Below are 21290 nucleotides of genomic sequence, written 5' to 3'. Positions count from 1 at the left end.
CTTCAGTTTGTCGAGGTCGTGCGCTGACAGGCGCACGACCTTTGGAAAAATGCCCTGCCGGTGTAACGCGCCGAGCCACGTCAAGAAGGAGGCCTTGCCCGCGCTTGCGGCGTTGACGTGAACCACGAAGGCCTGTTCTTCGATGACTTGCTGTACCTGCTCGCGGGTCAGCGCCCCGCATTCCGTCGCGACGTCATCGATACGGTGATGCCCGGCCGCCGCGCGCTCGCATAATGCCCGCGCCTCGCCCGGGGACAGCAGATCAAGCTCGACGGCAATCCGATCGAATGACCGGGGTGCGCCGGATGGATACGAGAGATCGCGGGCGAGGTCGGCCGACGGCACGGGTAGCATCGCCAGCGCACACGACCCCCTGCCCTGTTGGCTCCCGACTTCGATGCGTTGTGGCGTGGTCGGCAGGAAGCGCTTTGCGCTGCCAAACCTGCCGTTAGCGTCAAAGAACCCCATGCTCGTCTGCCTTTCGCGCCTGCGCGCGCTCGTGATGGGTGAGTGGTCCCGCAGGCGCTATATCCGGGTGCGGCGACGCGGTCGACTCGCGCATAGCGTAGAGGGTGCCGGTGGCGACCCACTGGTCTTTGCTTGCGTCGTAGCGAATCTTCGAAAAGCGTAGGCCAGGTACGGCGTCGAATGCTGCCGGTTCGACCAGCCAGAGCGGGAAAGCGGCGCTCAGCTCAGCAGACGAGTCGAGCCACGGGTTGGGTGGTGTCGTTTCTTTACTCCGGGCGGAACCGGGCAACGCCGGCTTGTCCGGTGCGGCATTGAGCGTGAGCGCCAAGCCCTCCGTTTGAACGAATCCCCATATCGCTCGCTGCGCGGCCTGACTGTCGAGCACGGCAGACGGTGAGACCGGAAAAGTGGTTTCGATATGCGAGCTCGAGTCGGCATGCTGGCCGTCGCGCGCGAGCGTGCCCGGTGCGTTCGTGGCGACGCCGCCCGTACGCGCCCACGCAGCCTCGATCGTGACGTCGTGCGTGCCGGTCTCGCACTGCCAGCTCGCCAAGGTCCAGCCATGCTGGGTGAGCGGCTGAAGGTGCCAGGCCTGCGCACAGGTGTGGAGCGTGTCGGATGGGATCGGTTGCTGCGTCCACGGGAGAATCTTCGCCTGCGCATTACGCTGCAAGGCATCCACTGCGGCAAGTGCGCGCGCCCGCGCGATCGCCGCGGTACGCGCCACCTCGATCCGGTGCGCGTGCCAGGACAGGTACGCGCCAACGGTTAGACCGACGACGGCCAGTACGGCCCCCGCGCGAATGACCGGCTTCCAGGCAGAGGCCTGGAAATCGACCAATGAGGCCGCTCTGGGTGCGGGGCGCACGATCGCCGCCAGATCTTCAAGCGTGCCTTCGTATTCATGCCACTCGCCATATTCGCGATGACGCTCCCGCAAACGGTCCAGTTGCTCGCGCGTGCCAATCTGGTCCCCCTCGGGAATGACCGCGTGTCCGTCGCGCACGGCGATGTACCAGTAGCGGTCGGCATCAGGCGCGAGCCTGTATCGTCCCATCCAGGGCTGCGGATGGGCATCCGCCACGATCGCCGCGAGCGAGCGCAAGGTTGCCGGCGTTTTGACGCCGTCGATCGGGGCACAAAAGCCCGTCTGGATCATGGCCGACGTCTTGCGCACAATGCCCCACCGCGCATTGAGCTCGATGGAGCGCGCGCGCAGCGCCCTTGGCCTAGGCGCCGCATCTTCGTGCCACCATTGCAAGCCGACGGCATATGCGCCTTTTAAGCCGGGTAAATTCAGGACTTGGGGCATGATCAGACCTTCAGCAGCAGAACTTGCCGACCGCGCACAAGTTTCACGCTAGAAGCCGTGATGCTTGCCACAGTCCAGCCACCATCGAGCGAATCGCCTACGCTTACGTCCACAGTGTGGCCACTGACATCAAGGCGCGCATCAAAATGTCCATCCGCTCCGCCAATGCGCACCAATACCGGATGGCCTGTGCTCGCGCCTATTCCTGCCGGCGGCGAAGCCATGGGCGGCAGCCCTTGCAGTGAGCCAGTCTGCGCAAATGCGGGCAAAGGCGTAGTGAGGGAGGTGTCCCCGCGCGCGGCGGCCGCCTTCGCGTCCGCCTTGTACTTCGCGATTTCTGCGCGTTTTTTCCAGAGCTCAGCGGCCTTCTGAAGACTCCCAAGGTCATCGGAATCCGATGGATCAGCCGCATAAGCGGCAGCACCAGACGCGGCAATCACTGCTTCGCTAGCGGAACGCTCAGATGACGAAGAGGTTGGCGTGGGTACGGATTGGGCCGCTGACGCAAACGACACAACCGGCATCGTTGCGATGACGACGAGAGCCATGACATATCGATTCATTTTTCCGGTCCTGTTAAAGCAGCCGCGCAGTGATCACAATCGCGATCATCGTGTCGCTCTTCTGAGCGTCGACGCCGCCACCTGCGAGCGGCATGTAGGGGCTACCCACGCCATTGTTGGTCGTGCTGGTCGTCTGCTGCTGCATACCGGTGAGTACGAGCGACTCGCCGGGCTTCAGCCACACCTGCTGCTGAAAGCGCGCAAATGGCTTGGTGCGCAATTGAACGTTGGTGACGCTGGAGCTCGACCCAGCCGAAAAAGTCTGTAGCGGATCGAGTTGGGACAAGGTCATGTCGAAGGCGATTACGATCTTGCCGTCGACCACTCTGGGCCTGAAGCTGCTTGTGAAGCCTGAGATGTCGGTCGCGGTCTGGACCGCCGTGGATGAACCAACGTTGGAGGCAAGCGTCGTCTGGATACTCGGAACGTAGTCCTGCAGCGTGGCCGATTGAAGCGAGAGAATCTTGCCGTTTTGCGTCACACCCGCGCGCGACACTACCTCGGTCACGTTGCCGAGTGTCGAGAGCGCCTGCAGGCTTGCCTTTGTGCCGTCGAGCTTGCCGCCGACAATTGTTGCGCCGAAGGTCATCGGCGTCGCGCTGCTCGTGACGGTCGGCACACCTGCGCCAGTGAAGGTCGCTCCCGTATGCCCGTTCGCGCTCTTGTAGGCGAGCGCAAGGTTCATCCCGTAGTTGTCTTCCTGATTACGGCGAACCTCATAGATTTTCGCTTCGATCGCCACCCGCTTGCCGAACATACCGTCGAGCTTATGCATGAACGCTTCGACCCGATCGCATTGCGCGGGGCTGCCCGTCACGGTAAGAATGCCCATGTTCCGATCAGTAAAAACGTTCGCGCCAGCCCCGGCAATTGCGCTCGCGCTTTCCTGGAAGGTCTTCCAGGGATCGGCCTGCGCAGTCAGTGTCGTCGATTGGCCGCCCGAGCCGGAGGCGCTCGACGAAGCCGAACCGGAAGCGCCGCTGCTCGAACCTGAACTCGAAGTAGAGTTCGACATATCCGCTTCTATCTGCCCCGTCATGGCCTGCGACAGGTCAGTAAGGTCGGGCAGCGTATAAATGCGCGTCTCGGTCTTAAAGAAAGTCAGCGCGCCATCGCGATTAGCTGAATAGACGCCGAAGCGCTGATCGACGGTATTGACGAAATCACCGAACTTGCCGGTAAAGCGTAGAGGCGTTTGAGGCGTGAGCGGCCCAGCGGCGGGTATGGTGCCCGCCGTCAAGCTGGTGGCGAGCCCTGCGGGCAATTCCGGAAGCTTCGGCGCTTTCGAGTTGGCTGCCGATGCCGTTGATATGCCCGGCGACGCAGACACGGACGGATCGATCACGACCCGTTGGTTGTAGGTCCTTGCGATCCAATCCGCAATGTCCTGCAGCGTGCTGATGTGGGTGTCGGCGTCCCGGAACGAAACGGGCTTGTCGAAAATCTGTGGCTGAGGCCGAGTTGCAGAAACCTGTTCGCCCCGCAGCCAGGCACCTTCATGGATTTGAAAGACCGGTCGACTTTGCGGTGCATTCGCGAGCTGCGCGCGCGTGTCGCTTTCGGTTTGCTGCTGTGCGTGATTGACCTGCTGGATCCCACAGCCGGCAAGCGCCGTCGCGGTCGCAACAGACATCGCAAAAGTCTTGCGGAAAAGAAAACGCTTCATTATTCGGTTGCTCCGCTCTGCGTCATGACGATCGTGTGATTGCCTCGCCAGCTGTCGGCCACCACATCAGCACCATTGCTAGCCAGCTCTTCGATCACGTGGTTGACTGCTGCCTCGAAGTCCGTGCCGCACACTTCGTCGCCCGGCACAATCCAGTTGTTGTCATCCGGCAAGTTCCAAAGCACCTTCCAACCCGCGCGTTGAGCCCACTTCATGATTTGTGACTCAAGCGATTCACCCGCGACGAGCGAAAAGACCTGTTTTGCTGTCGCTGGATCGCCGGCAGTAGGCACCACGGCATTAGGCGCAGCTGCCGCGGTAAGGGCCTGCGTCGATTCAAATTCAGTGGAGCTCGTCGGCCGCGTCCCCGGATTCACAGCGACCGGAGTGGCGACCGCCTGGGTTCTTTGCGCGAGAACGGGTGGTTGTGGGGTCTGAGATGCGGCTTTTGGCGTGGCGCTAGTGACTGACGATGGCGACTGCCAGTCTTCAGCAGGCGCCTGCTGATCATCGAACGTCTGGACGTCGGCTTCGGCCAATTCGCTTGCATGAGCGGACGCGGCCCCAGACACCCTGGAACCATGACGAACCGAGGAAGCGGCGTTCCTGACATCCTCTGAACCATTTCCCGACAGCGCATGCCAATTACCTGATGACGCGCTCTGTCCGTCGGCACGTTGAAAATCTTCATCGGCAACCACCTCAGCCGAAGCCGCAGACATCAGAAAAATTGTGATGAATGCCACAGCGGCAAGGCGCATTGCTGCGGCAGGGTGCAGTTTTCCCATCGTCTTATTCATTGATTTGAGCTCGCTCGGGACGTTGAATAGCTTGACTGCGCCGCCTGACAGACTGCCATTGCGCATAGATCTGGTTGGCGTAGCGCAGCTGCTTGGCAGGTGACGCCGCGTTGTAGGCCCCCACGGCTTTCCACGTGGCGCCAAACCGAGCAATGTTGGTGCTGAGGATCCACGCGCCGACGTAAGCATTTACGCAGGCGTTCCACAGGCTTTGCGGTGCGATCCCCGCGCGCGCCAATGTTGGCAGCCAAATCGAGTTAATTTGCATCAGTCCAATGTCCACACTTCCATTCGCATTCCTATTGATAGCAAGCGGATTCATCCCGGATTCGTGCTGTGCAATCGCGCGCACGAGCTGCGGATCCAGCGTGAAATACGTGGCAGCATCATCGATGCAATCCGCGCGGGCGAACGATGCACAAGTGATTACAGCGACGAATCCCATTGCGGAAACCAGGTGCTTCACGCCTGTGCCTTGGATTTGCAAAAACCGACGAGCCGCTTTCGCGCGACGCCTACGTTGATCAACAGCGTGAGAACAACCTCCAACAATGAAAGGACCATGAGGACGGTATCCGGTCGCTGATGAGAAATCGAGCGACCGGATACCGCTACAATTGCGGTAGCCATAGGTGTGTGTCCCAACAAAATCGCGCTTGTGGTCAGGCTAAGTGTGATGCTCGAACACCACACTTAGCCGCTTCTTCGCACGCCCGAGCGGATGACGCGCGCTAGGGTGACGTGCTGATTGCGTCTGCTTCATTAGCTTGTTTTGTGACGCGGCATCCTGATGTCTTCCCTTGCCGCCGCATCCGAAAAGCTCGACAAAACGCCCAAATATGCCCAGCCATCTTTGCCGTGGATCCACTTCACCCGGCCACGTCGTCGCGGGAAAGAAGATCGATGTCAAGGCAAAGTCAGTTGCTCTTCCGGGTGGCTGGTCAAGTTGGTTAAGCCGTCGGCAAGAGCCGGAGCACGTACCAGCGGCAACACAGGACGGCAAAAGGTCTTGCGTGTATCCACAGACCGCAATATACACCTATCGTGTATTTTTGACAATTTTTTGTGTATATGCGCCGTTTATTACACTTTTTGTGTAGTCTCTTCCGAATGAAAGAAGAAATTGGAGCTCGCCTGCGCGCGGCACGAGACCGTCGCCACCTGACATTGCAGGAGGTGGCGCAGAAAATGGGGATGAGCGGAAAGAGCGGCTCGTCACGCCTGTCTAATTACGAAAATGGCATCCGTGAGCCTGACGCTGCCACGATCCTCAGAATAGCCGCAGCACTCGAAGAAGATCCGGCCGAATTGATGTTTGGAAGCAGAGCAATGCGCGTCATCGGCACCGAAGAGTCTGCAGAATTGACCACGGGAACGAGAAAACTCATCAGCGCCATGATCCGTGCTGATCGGCGAGGGGACATCGATCAGGAAGCCAGCGATGCGCTATGGTCTGTGCTTTCGTTATATTTGCGCTTAAAGCGAGAGCTCGACAATTGTCGCTCCGATGAAATTCTGGAGCAGTTCAAGAAGTTCTAACGCCCCGATCATCCGCTCCATATACTCCGGAGCGGATCGGGTACCCATCAAAATCCAACGCGATGTCTGACCGGATTTAATTGATGCCCGAAGCGGATTGGCAATTGGCTATGCGGACACTACTGTCAACATCGCTCCTGCTGAAACTTTTGCGCATTCGAAAAGAGCCTGCTCTTGGCAGTCGATGCCTTGGAGCAGTTCGCAAACCAACGACATCGCATCGCTCGCTAAGGGGCTTTCTTCTTCGCTCTCCCCTATAAGCGTACAAATAGCTACCGCTTGTCTAATTTTCTTACTGATCGCATCATGAAGAGCAATTGGTGCAGCGGATTCTTCCCCACGTACGACCTCTTCGATCACCGGATAGCCTGATTTAGACATCTTGCAGTCTCCTTCTTCTGGTTAGTTTTCGCCCCTGCTTTGCCATCCAACAAATTAGAATTACTTATCAACACCAATTTAGGCTCTTCAAGCCAATTCTTGAAAAGTCCGTCTTCTGGTCATTAATACTACTTCCTAACGCCTCGGACATCGTGCCCGACGCGCTTACAACATCACACTCGACAAACGCTCTTGACCGCCGTCTCCATGTAGACCAACGGTGCTTATCCCACTCTGCCCTCACGCCTAAATAACCGGGCAGGAAACGCTACAATCAATCTTCGATCGAATTAACATAACTACTGCTCCGGCTTTACACTCAAGTAGTCCACGATCGTACCGTTGCTTATCTCCGAGTACACAATACAACGCGGAAATCTACCCGGGACGCACGTTCAGCCCTAACGGCCATGCAGTTACCACGGTCGGCAACGCTTTCATAGAGCTTCGACCCCCAGGGACGCGGTAATGTTCGCTCACAAGATATTCAAACATATTCACATACTATTCGAAAATATTCAGCAGTCAAACAGTTTTCTAAAATATGGGATATTGCATTTGAAACAAATTCTTATTTGTGATAATTGATCATTTTTTATTTTTTAACATCACCTTTCGTATCCAATTAAGCACGCTATGCACATATCCAAACCAACTCGGACAGTTAGCAACAAGACCATGAAACATGACAACAATGAGACAACTGAGAAAGTCAAGGCGATTCTCAACAAACACGGCGTCTCCGAGCGGCAGCACATCAAAACGGTGGCATCCATTTTGAACATTGCCTACGTAAGCTCCCGTCAGAAATTCTCAAGCGATAGAGCGTGGACAAATGATCAGTTGTCGAGAATAGCAGCATACTTTCGTGAACCGATCGAGAGCCTTGTTTGCAATTACCGGCCGTCGGTCGGCAACGGCATCCTTCATGTTTCAGGGATGCCGAAGCGATGCGTTTGCGAGATAGGATTGCCGGTCACCGTACCTGAGGCAGAAGAACTAGTTACCTATCAGGAAGGAGACGTTTTTATCGTCTTGCCGGGCAGTCAAATCAGAAATGATATCCGATACTTCAGTGTATCTAATATTCGCCTCTTGCCGCCCCCGGTAATCGCAGCGCTGGACGACAATCCAGATGTTCCACAAAGCATAGCGGACGTATTCTCACGAAAGGGAATCTCCGTAAAGCAGTTTGTCGATTCCGAAACGCTTATTGCAGAAGCAAAGTATGAAAACTTTGAATACTACATACTGGACTGGGTATTAGGAGACGATAAAACGGCGGAAGCAGCGATATCCATCATACGTAGCGAGTTGTCTGCTTCCGTTCCGATAATCGTACTCACCGGCGAACTACGAACGGATAAAGTTCAAGACTCTGACCTGGCAAAAATGGTACAGCTTTATGACATCTCGGTTCTAGAGAAACCCGCGCTGCTTGAAACGATCGCGACTACCGTATACAAAAGATTGTTTTTCCGAAGCCTGAGGTGAATTATCTTATTTAAATCATTAAATGCTCATTTCTTTCACTGGCAGGCGTACGGTAAATCGGCTGCCTTTGCCTCTCGTGCTGTCCACACTAATATTTCCACCGAGTAAGTCAGTCAACCGCTTCACTATTGCCAATCCCAGCCCTGAACCTGATTCCTTTTGCTTATTTCTTCCCTGCCAGAATGGCTCAAAAATTTTCTCAAGCTCATCGGAACTGATTCCTTTCCCTGAGTCGACCACATCTATTGTCAGCACCCTCGATGTTGTGTCCGGACCAACTACATCGGACTCGTTGCCGATCGAACACGCAACCGTGACGCCCCCCTCATCGGAGAACTTGATTGAATTTTCGACCAAATTTGTAATGATTTGCCTAATTCTATCGCGATCGCCGAACAATGCCAGCTCGCTCCGATCTTGTTCGACTCTTAAGTCAATCCCTTTGCTTCGGGCGCATTCAGACAGATCTTCTTGAATTCCGTAAAGAATTTCTGCGAGGTGAAATTCGGTTTCACGCGGGACCAAGGCACCTGCTTCAAGCCGGGAGTATTCTCCAATATCACGCATCTGCGACGATATTTGCCCCGCTGCACGCCGCAGTTTCAACAGCCTCGCATCATCGTTCGGCAAATCCACGTGCGCAGCAAAGGCCTCGATAGATCCCGTCAATGATTGTAATGGCGTACGTAGCTCGTGATTAACCGCAGCAATAAATTGCGCTTTCCTTATTAATGCCTCTTTCTCGCGTTCAAGCGCACTTTTGACATTGGTTAGTAGATTATCAACTTTGATTTTCGCTTCCTGTTCGTTAAGCCTAAACCTAAACGCCAGGGCGAATGAGAACAATATCGCCTCCCACATGGCTCCAAATTTTACAGCATCGTCTGCGCCGAAACTGGGCGGCAAAATTAGCAGCGACTTTAAAGATAGCATACAAACTGTGAGACCAAAAACAGCCCATCCCAGCGTGTAGTACCGCGCAGGTTTATACCGGCGGCATTGCGACACACCCGAAGCGATGAGCATCGGAATCACTGTGATAATTAAAACATTCACAAGATCCCATGAGCGGCCTCTTGGCAGAATGTATGGTGAGAATGCACCTGCCAGCACGATCCATTGAGCACATATTAAACATCGCTCAGTAAACGAACGAGTGTCTTTTAGATTAAGAAAATGTCTCCCAAATATCACCATTCCGTTTACTGCCAAAAACGGCAACATAGAAAAAACTTTTTCCTTTTCCCTACTCATTCCAAATAAAATCGGCATAAATCCGTCTATGTACAAAAACGTGCCGATAAATGCTCCCAAATAATAAACGTAAAGTAGATACGTTTTGTCTCGAAGATATAAAAATAAAAATCCATTGTAAATAAGCATGACGCTCAACCCACCAAAGAACACGCCTTCTTCTAAGTGAGTCTTTGCGAGATATCCAATAAACCCATCAGTATCTGCCCATGACAGATAAACTTTAACGGCGTGACCATTTGGAAAATATCTTACGTAATATGTCGAAATGTTGTTTCCATCGACGGGAATTTTGAACGCAAAATTATGTATCTTTAACCCGTTTTTATTTTCCGGCGCTTCTTCATTTATTTGAAGATGCTTATATTGACCGTTGTTTTTATAGAACAAATCCATAACCTGAACATGTTCATAATCCTGCAGAACGAACCAATATTTATCGTGATATTTACTAAAATTGACCGCAAATCTAATCCAGACTGCGCTATGCGAAACTGAGAATTCGAGGTCGCGCTCAACCAGAGGTGAAAAATCTTTTTCGTGATTTTGAAGAATATCGTCCAGACCTAGAGTTCCAGTCTTATCAATCAAGTACTCAAACCTTCCTGATAATGGCGTGGCAGACGATTCTGCTTGATATATCGAAATCGCATCTAGCGCATTTGCGTCTGAAATTCCGAAAGCCATGACAAAAATGAACCAAAAGAGAATTAAATGGTTCCGCATGTTTGTTAATTAAATATTAGAAACGAAGGATGCCTCGTTCAATTTTCCGACCTTCTTTGTCGAAAAACGCGGCTACCGAAAAGGAGGTACTAGTCAGCCCCTCCTCGTCCCTTTTGACTATATTTTGACGAAATTCGAAATCATTCTCTTGATTTTGAGTGACCTCGGTTGTGACGAAAAATATGTCGTCGGCAATAAGTGGCTTAAAGTACCTAATATCTGACCTTAGCAACAAGAGGTTTGCCCCACCCCTCCTCAGCGTGTCGAGATCGGCTCCTACTGATCGTAAAAACTCGTATCTCGCCTGATCGAAATAGTTACAATATATTGCGTGATACACGACTCCGCCGAAATCACACTCGTGATGCCTCACCCTAAATTCCGAAAATAATCTATCTTTTGTCAACTTTGCCATCCTCATTTAATCTTTCAAAACACGTGCCTGATTCCAGTCATTACGCCGAGTTGCACCGCCTTCTGTGCTAACCCGATCGCGTTCACGCCTTGTAGTTGCGCTCCGATCAGATCACCACGATAATGCGACCAATCGATTTCGCAGTACAAGTCTGTTGTTTTAGCTAAGCTGTAGTCCGTTCCGAGTTCGAATTGCCAAGCGGAACCATCGTCGGATCTGCTTTTGCCAAGCTGAATCGTGCGCCACGCGTTTCCGAATATTTTTAGGTATGGGGTAACTTCTTCGCTACCGCCAAAAAATAGCATTTTCCTTCGACTGAAATCTGTATATTTCAGTGCAGTCAACTCTGCCGCTGTGTAAGGCCCATTTTCGAAGGTACCGAAGTCAGAATCACTTTTATTTTCAATATAACCAATGGAAATTTTCGTTGAGTCGAATTTGTAACTTCCACCAATGGTCCATTGCATTGTTGTGCTTCCGTTCAGCGTATCTGTTGCACGCTGATACGCGGCCCCTAACGTTATGGGAATTGTGCGTGGTATGTATGCCGCAGCAGCACCTATTTGTTGACCGTAATTGAAATGTCCAGCGACACCACCAAACGCATACCCGATCGAAACGAACAGATCGTTTAGTCGCGCCGTGTATTTTATTTGATTGCTGGCCCAAACGCTTCCTGCCATCGAGACTTCTGGTGAAAAGCTGTAATTATACGGAATCCAACTATTGGACCCGTATCCCCCGATAGTCATCCCCTCGATCAACGGACTATATTGCCTGCCTAGGGCAAGTGTTCCGAGTTGCTCGCTTTTCAACCCAACATACGCCTGATTAAAAAATGGAATTGTTGGATCACTTTCTCCATTATTTATGAAGAAGCGATTCTCAATCTTAAAAATGGCGGAGATATTTGATGTGATATTTTCAGCGCCGGTCAACCCCCAACGACTTTCGCTTGCACCGCCCGTTCCTAAATTTAGGCTAGCTCCACCATCCTTGGTCGAGTTTGTTTGGTAACGAACACTTTCGTCCGCGATCCCATACAATGTTATCGACGTTTGAGCTGCACATACAACAGGCAGCAAACTTAACACGACGCTTGCAGACAATATTCTGATGTTTAATGTCATTTTTTAGAAATCAACGTCCATAACGATTTTTGCCTAGATAAACTCTTATTTAAAATGAGAATGTATGTCGCGTCCTCTTCAATTTTTGAGGTGAATTTTAGTGGATTTCTACTGGATTCCGATGTTCTAAGTTATGAAACGTGGCGTTGAGTGCCACCAGAAAAGCCGAGCATATCCTATTCTGACGAGCAAACGAGGCTCGGCATTGATTTCTACACGATTGTAAATCGGTATTTACCACTGCATTTGGTTATCGATTTTATTTATGTACTTATCCACAATCCAGCGCCCGCGTTTATATCCAAAGATTTAATCGATTCTGGACACTTCCAATGCCACAAACGGGTTGCGCCAGGACTCTTCGAGCGTGCTCTACGCGCTTTTGTAATCTGCGGTTGAGGAGCCGAGCATATGGTGATGTTGAATCATTGATGGAGCCCGCGATCCCGTCGTGTCATTCAGGGGTGCCGGAGCTGCCGCTGATATTGGCGGCCGAATTAAAAGCGTAACGTAAGTTATATCAAAGGTGCTTTCGAAAGGAGCGACATTGACGGCTGACTTTCGTCGAGTCTATCCAGAGCGTGTTGCTGCGAAATTGAGGCCCGCATCAGCGGCCGCTTGTGCGTTGATCTGAGGACGTTTTTTTTTGCGGTGGTGTACAACTCATTGATCATATTTTCCAAAAACGTGACTAATGCGTTGCATCACTCATGACCATAGAACCGCGCACGATCTGAAATGTGCAAACGCTCAAAACGTAGTCAGATAACGATTCCTTTTCGCTTAAATGCGCAGGCCGCATTTTCGTTAACTACTCGACACCCTGCTGATTCTGATCTATCACTGGACATTCGAATTATCCGAAAGAAGTTAAGTCTCGTATGGAATATCCGTTACTATTGCAGTATGCCGCGTATCGCTCCCAGCCAGTACGCCAATTTTCCATGGCCACCACCTGCTTACGAGGATTTAAAAATAGCAAATCGCCTTGAACAATGTTAAGGGTAATAATGTTATCTTCGTCGGGTAGCGCTTGTGGCGTGTGACTTGAGCCAGCCACCTCATAAACAACACTGCCTTTGCTTGCGATCCAATCATGTTCCCGATATTTCCATCGCCCTTGCAGAGTATAGACAATTACGGTACCCGTATGCTGATGCATAGGCATCTTTCCTGAAGCAGGCGCTTTAAGAAGCGTAATTGTCTCGCCACGAATCGGGTCTAGCTTAAAATACTTTATAAATACTTTGTCACTATAGGGAGTAAAGGGCACCCAAGGGATATCATCGTCATTAATGCAGGCAGTCTGTATTTGGTCGAAAAACATAGCTGCCTCCTTATAGTTCACGTGTTGCTGGCGAAGAGATGGCGTCCTCATGTACTGCTGACGGATTACGGAGTCCCGCAATATCGTCAAATCGCAACTTGACAGAATCCATCATTGGCGGGTGAGTAAATATGTAAAATCTGCCATCACGCACCGCGTCGAATGTTATATCCGCGACTTCTTTTGCATTAATTAACCCGCTTCGTACTGCTCGTGTAAGCTGCCTATTGGCCATGCGCTGTGAAGCGGTCATGGGCGATTCATTACGCAAGGGCTGTGGCCTCGTGCGCTCGGCGTTTGCTATTCCGGTTGGAACAAAGCCTGGACAAAGCAAGGAGCAGCTGACTTTATCGCCAACGATCTTCAAGTCGTGGTACAGCGTTTCGGTTAGAGAAACGACCGCATGCTTAGACGCATTATAGACTCCCATACCAGTGGCGGATAAAAATCCGGCGATAGAGGCAGTGTTAACAATGTGCGCAGGCTCGTTTTGCTTGAGCATCAATGGTATAAATGAACGTATACCATTTGCCACTCCCATTACATTCACCCCAAACGTCCATGCCCAGTCCTTTGCAGTGCTCTCCCAGAGAAACCCTCCCGTTCCCACGCCGGCATTATTAAATAATAGATGTGCAGCGCCGTATGCTTCCATTGTTCTTCGAGCGAGTTCTTCGACTTGAAAAGCATCAGAAACATCAATTTTTAATCCAAGTACTTCTACGTCGAAGGCTTTCACTAATTCGACAGTCTCTAGGAGGCTATCTTCGTCAACGTCGGCGAGCATTAATTTCATACCTAGGGCTGCGCCCTTCAATGCAAATTCGCGTCCGAATCCACTGCCACTTCCTGTGATAATTACGACCTTTTCGACGAATTTATCCACCGCGATTCCTTTGTTTTAAACTTTATTGAACGACCGAGCCATATGTGCCGCGTGGCTTCTTACACTCCACCCGGTATTTTCGTGAATGTACCCGATGACGGATTGAGTGGCATTGTGCCGGATTGAATTCTACTCTGCGACGAATGATACGCCGATGCTACCGGAAGCTGCTCTTTTTGAGACCCGAGCTCGTGATCATTGCTCGAAGTCGTCGAGCGGTTGTTCATCCAAAGGCAAGTGCAACTACGCGATGCTCTGCTTGATTGCCTGTTGTCTCGGATTGCGCGTGAGATATCTGGACACTGATACGCGAACGCGAACGCGATGTGCGACACGCGCAAGATTGAGCGGATCCTGTTCCTGTCCAGCTTCGCCGAGTTTCATGAGGCGACGAATTGAGTGCTCCAACGCCGAAGCGGACACTGCATGGAGGGTTTCAGCAAGCACTCCAAGGCTCAGTAGGAATGAACGCCGGTTCATTTATACCGCACCTACTTGAACAACCTCGGTCCGCCCAGCCAAAAGTCGCGTGACGGTATAGGTCATAACACACTCGCCGTGCTGGTTCATCACGTCAACCTCGGACACAACGACGGCCTTTCCTCCACTTGATGTCTCTCGCAGCGACTTGATTGATATCGTTGCAGAAATCGAGTCGTTCACACGAACCGGCTTCTTTACAACTTGATGCACTTCAAGCGATGCAAGGCCGGTGCCTTGAATCATCGACTGCAGAATCAATCCCTCTATGATCGTATACGTCAGCGCGGCGGGAACCGGGCGACCAGTAATCACACCGCTTTCGAAGTCGGCGTCGATAAAAATTGCCTCGAGCATTCCCGTTACGTTAATGAACTGCACAAGGTCTGATTCAGTAATCGTTCTGGAAAATGTTGTAAATCTTTGGCCAACTTCCAGATCCTGCCAATAGTAACCCTGACCCAATCTAATCGTTGTAGATTCCATTTTTCTCGTGAAATAAATGATATAAATCATGCTATCGCTTTTGACGATAACATCGATTGGCTGGACCGAACCGTGGCAACCGGTCAATCTGCAGACACCGAATTGGACTCAAGCTTTTGAATTCCAACTGTAACGACCGGTTGTTCTACGCCGATACGCTCGGCTGCACGTCGAAAATTACCCTCCTCTGCAACTGCGACGAACTGCCTTAAGTGCTTGAGATTCATGGTGGCGTGTTAGGTTAGCCGCAACGCCGCAACGCCGCAACGCCGCAACGCCGCAACGCCGCAACGCCGCAATGTCGCCGCTACCCGACAAACACTGCGGGACGGTCGCCCCGCCGAAAGGCGAGAGCTATCTTTTAAATTTTAAGCATCACACAGATCCATACTACCGAAATATGAAGTTCTGTATTTGCATGTGATCAACGCGGTCATTTGTTGGCTCAACGCGTGTTTACGCTCCGATGCGCCCGATGACCATCTAGATAGACCGTGAGCTTTGTATTGCATAACTCCTTTCTCCTTGGGGCAAGCCCCATCGGGGCGCGTCAGGCCCGTAGGGCTTGGCCGCGGGGAGTCGGTGGTGAACTAGGGTACCCGTAGCGTAGCGTACGGGCTGTGCACAGCGGAGCTGTGTGCAGCCTAGTTCTCCACGGACGGGCGCGGGTGTACCGATACGGTTGGATGCGCGAGAAGTTAAACTGTTAAAAAGAATTGTTAACACGCGCGCGTGTTAACACCGGACAAAAGTTGAAAAATATAAATAAATTCAACCACTTATGAATTCATGGTGTGGGTGAAAACACGGTATCGGTGTGGGTGAAAACACGGTTGGCGCGTGGGTGAAAACACGGTGCCTTGTGGGTGATACCACGGTGGTGGCGCAATTTTCAGCAAAGTGTGGGTGAAACCACGACTAGGACCCCTTTCATCTCTGTCGACTTTGGTGCGTAAACCGGGGCGAGTGGAGCTACACGGTCTACGTTGACTATCATTGTTGGCTGAAACGCATTAATCCAGAGACAGATCGCCAGAGACAGATCGAGGCCCCGGGCGGTTTGGTGTGTGTGATAACACGAGTCAATGCTCTAAGCACCGCCAAGGAGAAGATCGAAATTAGGGCTTTCGTGGGTGAAAACACGATAAGCTGAGTCCTGATTAGTGCTTGTCGAGCGCTTCCAGGACGGTCGCTGTAAGCTGCCGCATGTTCTTCGTGTAAAAGACGACTCTTCGAGCCTTTTCATCATATTTTGCCCTGTAGTCAGGCAGGCAATCAGCTTGAATGATTTCCTTTAGAAGTCGGCGAAATTCTCGGAGGGTGCCGGTAGATCCGCTTTTCTTGAAAAGAATTTCTTCGCCGACTGTCCAAAGAGCTTGATTGCCACAGTGCTTGCGCGCCAGTTCGTACAGCCGCTTCTCCAAGCCGCCTGTTAAGCGAAAGTAGTCCTTGTTGATAGTAAGAACCTCAAGGGCTTGAACTGCGTTGTAGAGCCACTTTGACAGCGTGAGCTCGATAGCGACCATCTTACCGTCCCTGCCCCGCTCAACAATTTCCCAGTCCTCGATCATGCCGAAGCCGCGCTTTCGTCGCTCCCCTCCGGTCGCAATATTGGTCTTGATTTGTGTACCTTTCAGACGCTCTAGCGTGCGTTCTAACGATTCGTATTCGGCTCCGCTGGTGCCGCGATTCGTTGAAACGAAGTAATCGTACGCGGTGAACCGCACAGTCCGGTTCACCGCGTCTGTCCGCCCTTCGTTGATACCCTGCACGAGTTGGCTGGTGGCGTAGATCAGCAGATCTTTGTCCCAGATCGTAGCAAGGCCTAACACGCTTGGTGTGATGGTGATTTCAACATCGTTGTGTTCATAGACGCGAATCTTTGTATCCGGACGCTTCTTAAGGCTGAAGAGCGGATGCTCCATTGAATGACGGTCGTTCTTCTGCGCTACGTCAACGAAATCCGCTGTGAAAAAGTCCATTTGAGGATGCTTGTCATCAGAGAGTACCCTCGCCGGCTTACGCTTTCGTCTTGCTGCAGATTGCGAGACGACTTCCACTTCCGCCATTGGGTCGTCGTGGGGTTCCGCATCGGGCGTCGACGTCGCGGCATCGCCTTCCCGCGGCCTGGCGCGCGCTCGCATCCGGTCCTCGAGAGCTCGCGCCTTTGCTACTGCGTCGCTAGCCATGTCGAGTTCTCCTATTCAGTTACACGAGATGTCCAAAGTTTGGACAGAGACGAGTTAGCTAAAAAGCTCGACAACAAAGCGTTGGATCTTCTCCATCTGCTCATTCGAAAGAGCAGAGGAGGACAGTTTCATCACAAATTTGTCCTGCGTGCGTGAAAAAGTTCCAACTTTGGCTCCATCTTTCACGATGTGGGTGGGTTTGTCGGTTTGAGGCGACGGTTCGGATTCTGGCCTGGCTATGACTGTGGCGATCTTTGTCTGATCGAGCTTTCCCGCTTCGAGCTGCTCCCACGCCTTTCGAAGGCGATGCTGCACGCGCTCGTCATTCCCTGCCTCTTTGAGTGCTTTCACGATGTCCGACGCCGCTGAGCGGGACAGCAATTTGGGTTGGATCGCAAGGCGCTCGCGAATGAATTCTGGGAGCTTCGAATACGATAGGTAGCGATACAGATCCGATCGTTGAATGCCTAATGACTCAGCCAGTTTGGTTCGTTTTGGGAATTGCTCCTCAACTCGCCTAATACCTTCACCGACCTCGAAATCGGACAAGTCTTCACGTTCGATATTCTCTGCCAGCGCCAGCGTCGCACTTGTGGCTTCGTCAACACCGAGAACGATAGCCTCGATGGTGGGTTTCCCGAGAAGCTTGTGTGCCCTCAAGCGACGTTCACCCGCAATCAATTGATAGCGGTCGTCGACGACCCGTACACTGATAGGCTGCAGCAACCCTACCGAACTGATTGACGTCGCCAGTTCGCGCATATCTTCTTCCAAAAATGAAGTTCGCGGTTGGTAGGGGTTTGGGTCGATCTTTTCGAGCTGAATCTTCGTGTGCTGGCGACCAGTGTCGAAATCGTCGCGATAGTTTGCCTCGCGATGCCGCTTAGTATTTTCCTCGGCCTTTAGTGCGAGCTGAGCTTTCAGGCTTCTCGTCATTGTGCATCCTCCGTCTCGGCTTTGAGCTTCAACGTTTCCATGAGGCTTGCCGCTAACTCTCGGAATTCACGTGCGACTTTCGATGAACGATCAAGGCTGTGGAGACTTTGTTGCATGACCGCGGCCTGATTGACTTTCGTGCTCGTCGAAATCTTCACCGGCAGGATCTGGCCGAAGGTCTTCATCGCCGTGCTTTCGAGAAGTTTGCAGACAGTCTGCCGCTCGTCGTGTTTGAGGAGCAGAGCACCCAGTAGGGCTACCTTAGGATTTATGCGCCGAATCTTGTCAATGTGCTTTAGCAAATCGTCTGCGCCATACAAGCCGTACTGCGAACCTGATTCCACCGGAACAATAATGTGTGTCGCTGCGGCCATTGCGTTGCTTGTAAGCAACTTTAGGCTCGGAGGGCAGTCGATAAGAATTATGTCGTACACGCTGTCCGCGGCTTCGAGCTTGCTTCGCAATTCTTCCGATGGACGAGGAGTAACGTCCTTCAGCTCGTCCTCGGTTTTTCCTAGTCCTAGAGACCCATAGATCAAGGAAACTCCTTCGAGATGTGTCTGCTCGTGGATAGCATGTGGAAGACTAGATATATCGCCTAGCAGGAGCTCGGCGCACGTGAAATCGACCCGACTAGGATGAGTCATCCCAATGTGAAGGCTGGCATTTGCCTGCGGGTCCATGTCTATGACAAGGACCTTTAGTCCTAGTCGACCAAATTCGGCAGCAAGATTAATCGTGGTGGTCGTTTTCCCGCAGCCACCTTTGTGGTTCGTTATGGCAAGAACTTTCGAGTGTGAAAAAGACATAATCTATAAATCCTGTGTGAAGGATTGTCCAAACTTTGGACGGCTAGTCGTGTACGATATTGTCCATTTTCGTGGACGATACACACTGCGAGGAGCTGTGTAAAGATCTATCTGACTAATTTTCTCTAGTCAGGATGACGTTCGCCGGAGTGTCCAAACTTTGGACAAACATCGAATCGGTCAGGCGACGATTCGGTGCTAGCTTTGAAGCGGTTCCCCCGTGCACGCGTTGTGTATAGCGCGCAAGCGCGGATTGTGACGAGTCCAGTGTTCGGGCGGCGGTTTTAGATGGGGGCGTCGTGACGCAACGCGTCAGGGCATTCAGCAAATTCTGTTGCCACCTCCGTGTTGGTTCAGACGGTTCCGAGATGCGAACCGCGCCGGCACCGTGCGTTTTGCATCTCGTGCTTGCCGAAGCGGGTAGGGTGGTTGCGGCCGTTGATTGACGAGGCGAGAAGAGTCTTTACTTCGCCAAAGCGTAGTTGGCAAACGGCATAAGCGCGGCATGTCGGCCCGCTGACGGCAAACTGATTCGGCTTTATTCAGGGTGTTTTCGAGTCGGATATCTTCGCTGCTAGTGATAGGAGGCGGCCAGCGGATGACGGACTCGTTTGTTCTGCCGTGCGTTGATGATGCGCCTGCCTTGGAGGGCGCGTGCTGCCTATTTTGGGTTGCGCGCAGACCGCTGAGACGATTCTTGTAGCGGTTGCTCGGCGGCATCCGCACGATGCGCAGTCTCGGCTTCGCGGGCGGCCAAGCCCTTGAGCTGCGCCCATAGGTCGGCGACCCGCTCGGTGGTGGCGGCGGAACGCGCTTCCGCGGCCGCGGCGCGGGTTTCGGCCGCGGCGGTGCGCGCCCGTTCCGACTTCAACTCGTCTTGCGTTTGCTCGGCCAGCCGAGCCTGCGCCGCCAGCCGTTTCTCCGCGGCGTCCATTTGTTTGACCAATCCGTCGCGCTCAGCCGTCAGTCGCGCAGCCTCAGCCGTCGCTGCGGACCGTTCTTCGGTCCGCGTGTCCAGCGCGAGGCGTAGGCGCTCCAGCTCGGCCTCGAGCGCCGGCAGGCCGTGGAGGCGCAGATTCGCCTCCGCCAGTGCGATCCGCGCCTGTTCGGCCGCGCTCCGCTCGCGCGCTTCGACGGTCCGCAGCTCCGCGAGCCGGGCGGCCTGCTCCGTCACGGACGTCTGCAGCTGGTCGCGCTGCTGCTCGACCCCGGCCCGCAGCGCGGCCTGCGTTTCCGCCTCCTCGGCGAGGGCGTCACGGGCGCCCACGGCGTCGGCCAGTTGTTCGCGCAGTTCGCCCGTCGCCGCCGCGATGTGCCGTTGAATCTCGGCTTCAATTTCGCGGCGCAGGGCGGGCGCCAACTCAATTTCGGTCCCTTGCGGCTTCGGCCGCTGCGCGTCGAACGCGGCGAGGTGTCGCTGGATCGTGGCCATCGAGCCCGAGCCGATGCGCTCGCGCACGATCCGCAGCGTGGGACGCTGGTTTTCGGCCAGCAGCGCCGTAGCGGCGGCCGCGACCTGCTCGAAGCTTACCCCCTGGCGGCCCGGTCGCGTGGTCTCGTTCATTTTGTGCGCCTCCTATCGTATCGTACGTATCATAGCAAGTCATACCGTATCATATCCATCACTCGGTGCACAGCGCTTTCGTGGCGGTGTGGTCGCCCTCAGGGAGGGCGTCGTCAGTGCGGGGCGGGGAAGGGGGCGGGGCGGAGGCGGCGGTTCGCTTGGCTTTCCCTACGGGACGCCAGAGCGCCGAATCAGCGATGGCGCGTCGCGGTGCGACTCCCGGCCGCGAGCACCGCCCTTGGTGACTGAGGCGCGCACGCGTTTTCTGGGATTCGATATAAAGTCTCTTAAGCCTGATAATGGCTATTATCGGGATAGCGTTTCAGGGGTAGAATGGGCCAATTCGGTAATTACAAAAGAGGGGAGGGCGCCGTGGCACAAGACTTTCCGCCCGATGAGTCCAACCGGGACCCCGACTCGGCTCACGGACCGAACCGGAACCGGACCACGAACGGCACGACCAGCATAATCAGCACGATCAGCACGATCGGTCGAGCGAGGCCATGCCGGGCGAGCCATGGTTGAGCGAGGCACCGAGCGCGGCCGTTGCGCAGGTGGTGCTCGCGGTGGATGAAGCCATTACGCTCAAGCGCCGGGCCGCCGCCGCGTGGCTGACCGCGCACGGCGATGCGGTGCCGTTGCTGCCGGTGAAGCCCTCCCGGCTCGAACTGGCGGTCGTGATCGCGCTCGCCGAAACCTATGGCGCCGTGCTCAGTTCGGCGCCGCGTTTTTTACCGGTGATCGACTTCATCGCCGACTATGGCGCGGTGGCGCTGGTGCAGCGGGTGATGTATGGCGCCCGGCCCGAATCGGACAACAGCGCCGACTTCGATGTCACCGCGTACGCCGCGGAGAATGCACTGTC

The 21290-nt window shown here is 53.6% G+C and carries 19 protein-coding genes and 2 pseudogenes; 3 read left to right on the top strand and 18 right to left on the bottom strand.

Features of this window, described 5'->3' with window-relative positions; genetic code table 11:
- From AWB78_RS37700 to AWB78_RS37675, 6 genes and pseudogenes are all read right to left on the bottom strand, one after another.
- Nucleotides 1-468, bottom strand: a pseudogene (locus tag AWB78_RS37700) (GspE/PulE family protein); the annotation flags it as partial.
- Complete coding sequence (gene pilO2, locus AWB78_RS37695) at nucleotides 455-1780, bottom strand: type 4b pilus protein PilO2 (RefSeq protein ID WP_062611809.1); 1326 nt, start codon at nucleotides 1778-1780, stop codon at nucleotides 455-457. The pseudogene AWB78_RS37700 and the gene pilO2, both read right to left, overlap by 14 nt.
- Nucleotides 1781-1782: 2 nt before the next feature.
- The gene (gene pilP / locus AWB78_RS44320) at nucleotides 1783-2343 is read right to left on the bottom strand and encodes a type IV pilus biogenesis protein PilP (RefSeq protein WP_232478038.1); all 561 of its coding nucleotides are present in this window, start codon (nucleotides 2341-2343) and stop codon (nucleotides 1783-1785) included.
- A 13-nt stretch (nucleotides 2344-2356) separates the two neighbouring features.
- On the bottom strand, nucleotides 2357-4009 hold the full coding sequence (locus AWB78_RS37685) for a type II secretion system protein GspD (RefSeq protein ID WP_062611807.1): 1653 nt from the start codon (nucleotides 4007-4009) through the stop codon (nucleotides 2357-2359).
- Nucleotides 4009-4809 carry a toxin co-regulated pilus biosynthesis Q family protein gene (locus tag AWB78_RS45490; RefSeq protein WP_232478037.1) on the bottom strand — a complete coding sequence of 267 codons (801 nt, stop codon included), beginning with the start codon at nucleotides 4807-4809 and terminating at the stop codon, nucleotides 4009-4011. Before AWB78_RS45490 ends, AWB78_RS37685 begins: the two co-directional genes overlap by 1 nt.
- The gene (locus AWB78_RS37675) at nucleotides 4802-5254 is read right to left on the bottom strand and encodes a lytic transglycosylase domain-containing protein (protein ID WP_062611806.1); all 453 of its coding nucleotides are present in this window, start codon (nucleotides 5252-5254) and stop codon (nucleotides 4802-4804) included. The genes AWB78_RS45490 and AWB78_RS37675 overlap by 8 nt, the downstream gene beginning before the upstream one ends.
- Before the next feature lie 665 nt (nucleotides 5255-5919).
- Between AWB78_RS37675 and AWB78_RS37670 the strand changes: the two genes are divergently transcribed.
- The gene (locus AWB78_RS37670; RefSeq protein WP_074173639.1) at nucleotides 5920-6348 is read left to right on the top strand and encodes a helix-turn-helix domain-containing protein; all 429 of its coding nucleotides are present in this window, start codon (nucleotides 5920-5922) and stop codon (nucleotides 6346-6348) included.
- Between the two features lie 108 nt (nucleotides 6349-6456).
- Here the strand turns inward: AWB78_RS37670 and AWB78_RS47050 are convergent, their stop codons facing one another.
- Nucleotides 6457-6729 carry a hypothetical protein gene (locus tag AWB78_RS47050; protein ID WP_157697750.1) on the bottom strand — a complete coding sequence of 91 codons (273 nt, stop codon included), beginning with the start codon at nucleotides 6727-6729 and terminating at the stop codon, nucleotides 6457-6459.
- Between the two features lie 678 nt (nucleotides 6730-7407).
- Between AWB78_RS47050 and AWB78_RS37665 the strand changes: the two genes are divergently transcribed.
- A complete protein-coding gene (locus tag AWB78_RS37665; RefSeq protein WP_062611804.1) occupies nucleotides 7408-8223 on the top strand; it encodes a helix-turn-helix domain-containing protein in 816 nt (271 codons plus the stop codon).
- A gap of 18 nt (nucleotides 8224-8241) precedes the next feature.
- Here the strand turns inward: AWB78_RS37665 and AWB78_RS44315 are convergent, their stop codons facing one another.
- From AWB78_RS44315 to AWB78_RS37625, 11 genes are all read right to left on the bottom strand, one after another.
- Entirely contained in the window at nucleotides 8242-10164 is a 1923-nt protein-coding gene (locus tag AWB78_RS44315; protein ID WP_198399431.1) for a sensor histidine kinase, read from the bottom strand.
- A gap of 55 nt (nucleotides 10165-10219) precedes the next feature.
- A complete protein-coding gene (locus AWB78_RS49915; protein ID WP_157697749.1) occupies nucleotides 10220-10618 on the bottom strand; it encodes an acyl-CoA thioesterase in 399 nt (132 codons plus the stop codon).
- Nucleotides 10619-10632: 14 nt separating this feature from the next.
- Entirely contained in the window at nucleotides 10633-11748 is a 1116-nt protein-coding gene (locus tag AWB78_RS37650) for a porin (protein WP_062611801.1), read from the bottom strand.
- An 856-nt stretch (nucleotides 11749-12604) separates the two neighbouring features.
- Entirely contained in the window at nucleotides 12605-13075 is a 471-nt protein-coding gene (locus AWB78_RS44310) for a 2,4'-dihydroxyacetophenone dioxygenase family protein (protein ID WP_074173637.1), read from the bottom strand.
- Between the two features lie 10 nt (nucleotides 13076-13085).
- Nucleotides 13086-13961, bottom strand: coding sequence for an SDR family oxidoreductase (locus tag AWB78_RS44305; protein WP_074173636.1), 876 nt, complete (start codon nucleotides 13959-13961; stop codon nucleotides 13086-13088).
- A 480-nt stretch (nucleotides 13962-14441) separates the two neighbouring features.
- Nucleotides 14442-14957, bottom strand: a complete 516-nt coding sequence (locus tag AWB78_RS37645) for a MaoC family dehydratase (protein WP_232478036.1) — start codon at nucleotides 14955-14957, stop codon at nucleotides 14442-14444.
- A 53-nt stretch (nucleotides 14958-15010) separates the two neighbouring features.
- Nucleotides 15011-15154, bottom strand: coding sequence for a LysR family transcriptional regulator (locus AWB78_RS44300; protein WP_082883574.1), 144 nt, complete (start codon nucleotides 15152-15154; stop codon nucleotides 15011-15013).
- Between the two features lie 933 nt (nucleotides 15155-16087).
- Nucleotides 16088-17116, bottom strand: coding sequence for a replication initiator protein A (locus AWB78_RS37640; protein WP_062611800.1), 1029 nt, complete (start codon nucleotides 17114-17116; stop codon nucleotides 16088-16090).
- Between the two features lie 54 nt (nucleotides 17117-17170).
- Nucleotides 17171-18052, bottom strand: a complete 882-nt coding sequence (locus AWB78_RS37635; RefSeq protein WP_062611799.1) for a ParB/RepB/Spo0J family partition protein — start codon at nucleotides 18050-18052, stop codon at nucleotides 17171-17173.
- A complete protein-coding gene (locus AWB78_RS37630) occupies nucleotides 18049-18861 on the bottom strand; it encodes a ParA family protein (RefSeq protein WP_062611798.1) in 813 nt (270 codons plus the stop codon). The genes AWB78_RS37635 and AWB78_RS37630 overlap by 4 nt, the downstream gene beginning before the upstream one ends.
- A gap of 661 nt (nucleotides 18862-19522) precedes the next feature.
- A complete protein-coding gene (locus tag AWB78_RS37625) occupies nucleotides 19523-20425 on the bottom strand; it encodes a DNA-binding protein (RefSeq protein ID WP_062611797.1) in 903 nt (300 codons plus the stop codon).
- 503 nt (nucleotides 20426-20928) lie between these two features.
- Between AWB78_RS37625 and AWB78_RS37620 the strand changes: the two are divergent.
- Nucleotides 20929-21290: pseudogene (locus AWB78_RS37620) on the top strand (hypothetical protein); the annotation flags it as partial.

The sequence above is a fragment of the Caballeronia calidae genome (assembly GCF_900044055.2).
Taxonomy (GTDB): domain Bacteria; phylum Pseudomonadota; class Gammaproteobacteria; order Burkholderiales; family Burkholderiaceae; genus Caballeronia; species Caballeronia calidae.
Note: the sequence above shows the minus strand (reverse complement) of the source record. Positions and strands in the feature narration are given on the sequence as shown.

Excerpts from the sequence above, each read along its gene's own strand:
- pilO2 (WP_062611809.1), bottom strand. The coding sequence starts at position 1,780 with ATGCCCCAAGTCCTGAATTTACCCGGCTTAAAAGGCGCATATGCCGTC.
- pilP (WP_232478038.1), bottom strand. The coding sequence starts at position 2,343 with ATGAATCGATATGTCATGGCTCTCGTCGTCATCGCAACGATGCCGGTT.
- AWB78_RS37685 (WP_062611807.1), bottom strand. The coding sequence starts at position 4,009 with ATGAAGCGTTTTCTTTTCCGCAAGACTTTTGCGATGTCTGTTGCGACC.
- AWB78_RS45490 (WP_232478037.1), bottom strand. The coding sequence starts at position 4,809 with ATGAATAAGACGATGGGAAAACTGCACCCTGCCGCAGCAATGCGCCTT.
- AWB78_RS37675 (WP_062611806.1), bottom strand. The coding sequence starts at position 5,254 with ATGGGATTCGTCGCTGTAATCACTTGTGCATCGTTCGCCCGCGCGGAT.
- AWB78_RS37670 (WP_074173639.1), top strand. The coding sequence starts at position 5,920 with ATGAAAGAAGAAATTGGAGCTCGCCTGCGCGCGGCACGAGACCGTCGC.
- AWB78_RS47050 (WP_157697750.1), bottom strand. The coding sequence starts at position 6,729 with ATGTCTAAATCAGGCTATCCGGTGATCGAAGAGGTCGTACGTGGGGAA.
- AWB78_RS37665 (WP_062611804.1), top strand. The coding sequence starts at position 7,408 with ATGAAACATGACAACAATGAGACAACTGAGAAAGTCAAGGCGATTCTC.
- AWB78_RS44315 (WP_198399431.1), bottom strand. The coding sequence starts at position 10,164 with ATGGCTTTCGGAATTTCAGACGCAAATGCGCTAGATGCGATTTCGATA.
- AWB78_RS49915 (WP_157697749.1), bottom strand. The coding sequence starts at position 10,618 with ATGGCAAAGTTGACAAAAGATAGATTATTTTCGGAATTTAGGGTGAGG.
- AWB78_RS37650 (WP_062611801.1), bottom strand. The coding sequence starts at position 11,748 with ATGACATTAAACATCAGAATATTGTCTGCAAGCGTCGTGTTAAGTTTG.
- AWB78_RS44310 (WP_074173637.1), bottom strand. The coding sequence starts at position 13,075 with ATGTTTTTCGACCAAATACAGACTGCCTGCATTAATGACGATGATATC.
- AWB78_RS37645 (WP_232478036.1), bottom strand. The coding sequence starts at position 14,957 with ATGATTTATATCATTTATTTCACGAGAAAAATGGAATCTACAACGATT.
- AWB78_RS44300 (WP_082883574.1), bottom strand. The coding sequence starts at position 15,154 with ATGAATCTCAAGCACTTAAGGCAGTTCGTCGCAGTTGCAGAGGAGGGT.
- AWB78_RS37640 (WP_062611800.1), bottom strand. The coding sequence starts at position 17,116 with ATGGCTAGCGACGCAGTAGCAAAGGCGCGAGCTCTCGAGGACCGGATG.
- AWB78_RS37635 (WP_062611799.1), bottom strand. The coding sequence starts at position 18,052 with ATGACGAGAAGCCTGAAAGCTCAGCTCGCACTAAAGGCCGAGGAAAAT.
- AWB78_RS37630 (WP_062611798.1), bottom strand. The coding sequence starts at position 18,861 with ATGTCTTTTTCACACTCGAAAGTTCTTGCCATAACGAACCACAAAGGT.
- AWB78_RS37625 (WP_062611797.1), bottom strand. The coding sequence starts at position 20,425 with ATGAACGAGACCACGCGACCGGGCCGCCAGGGGGTAAGCTTCGAGCAG.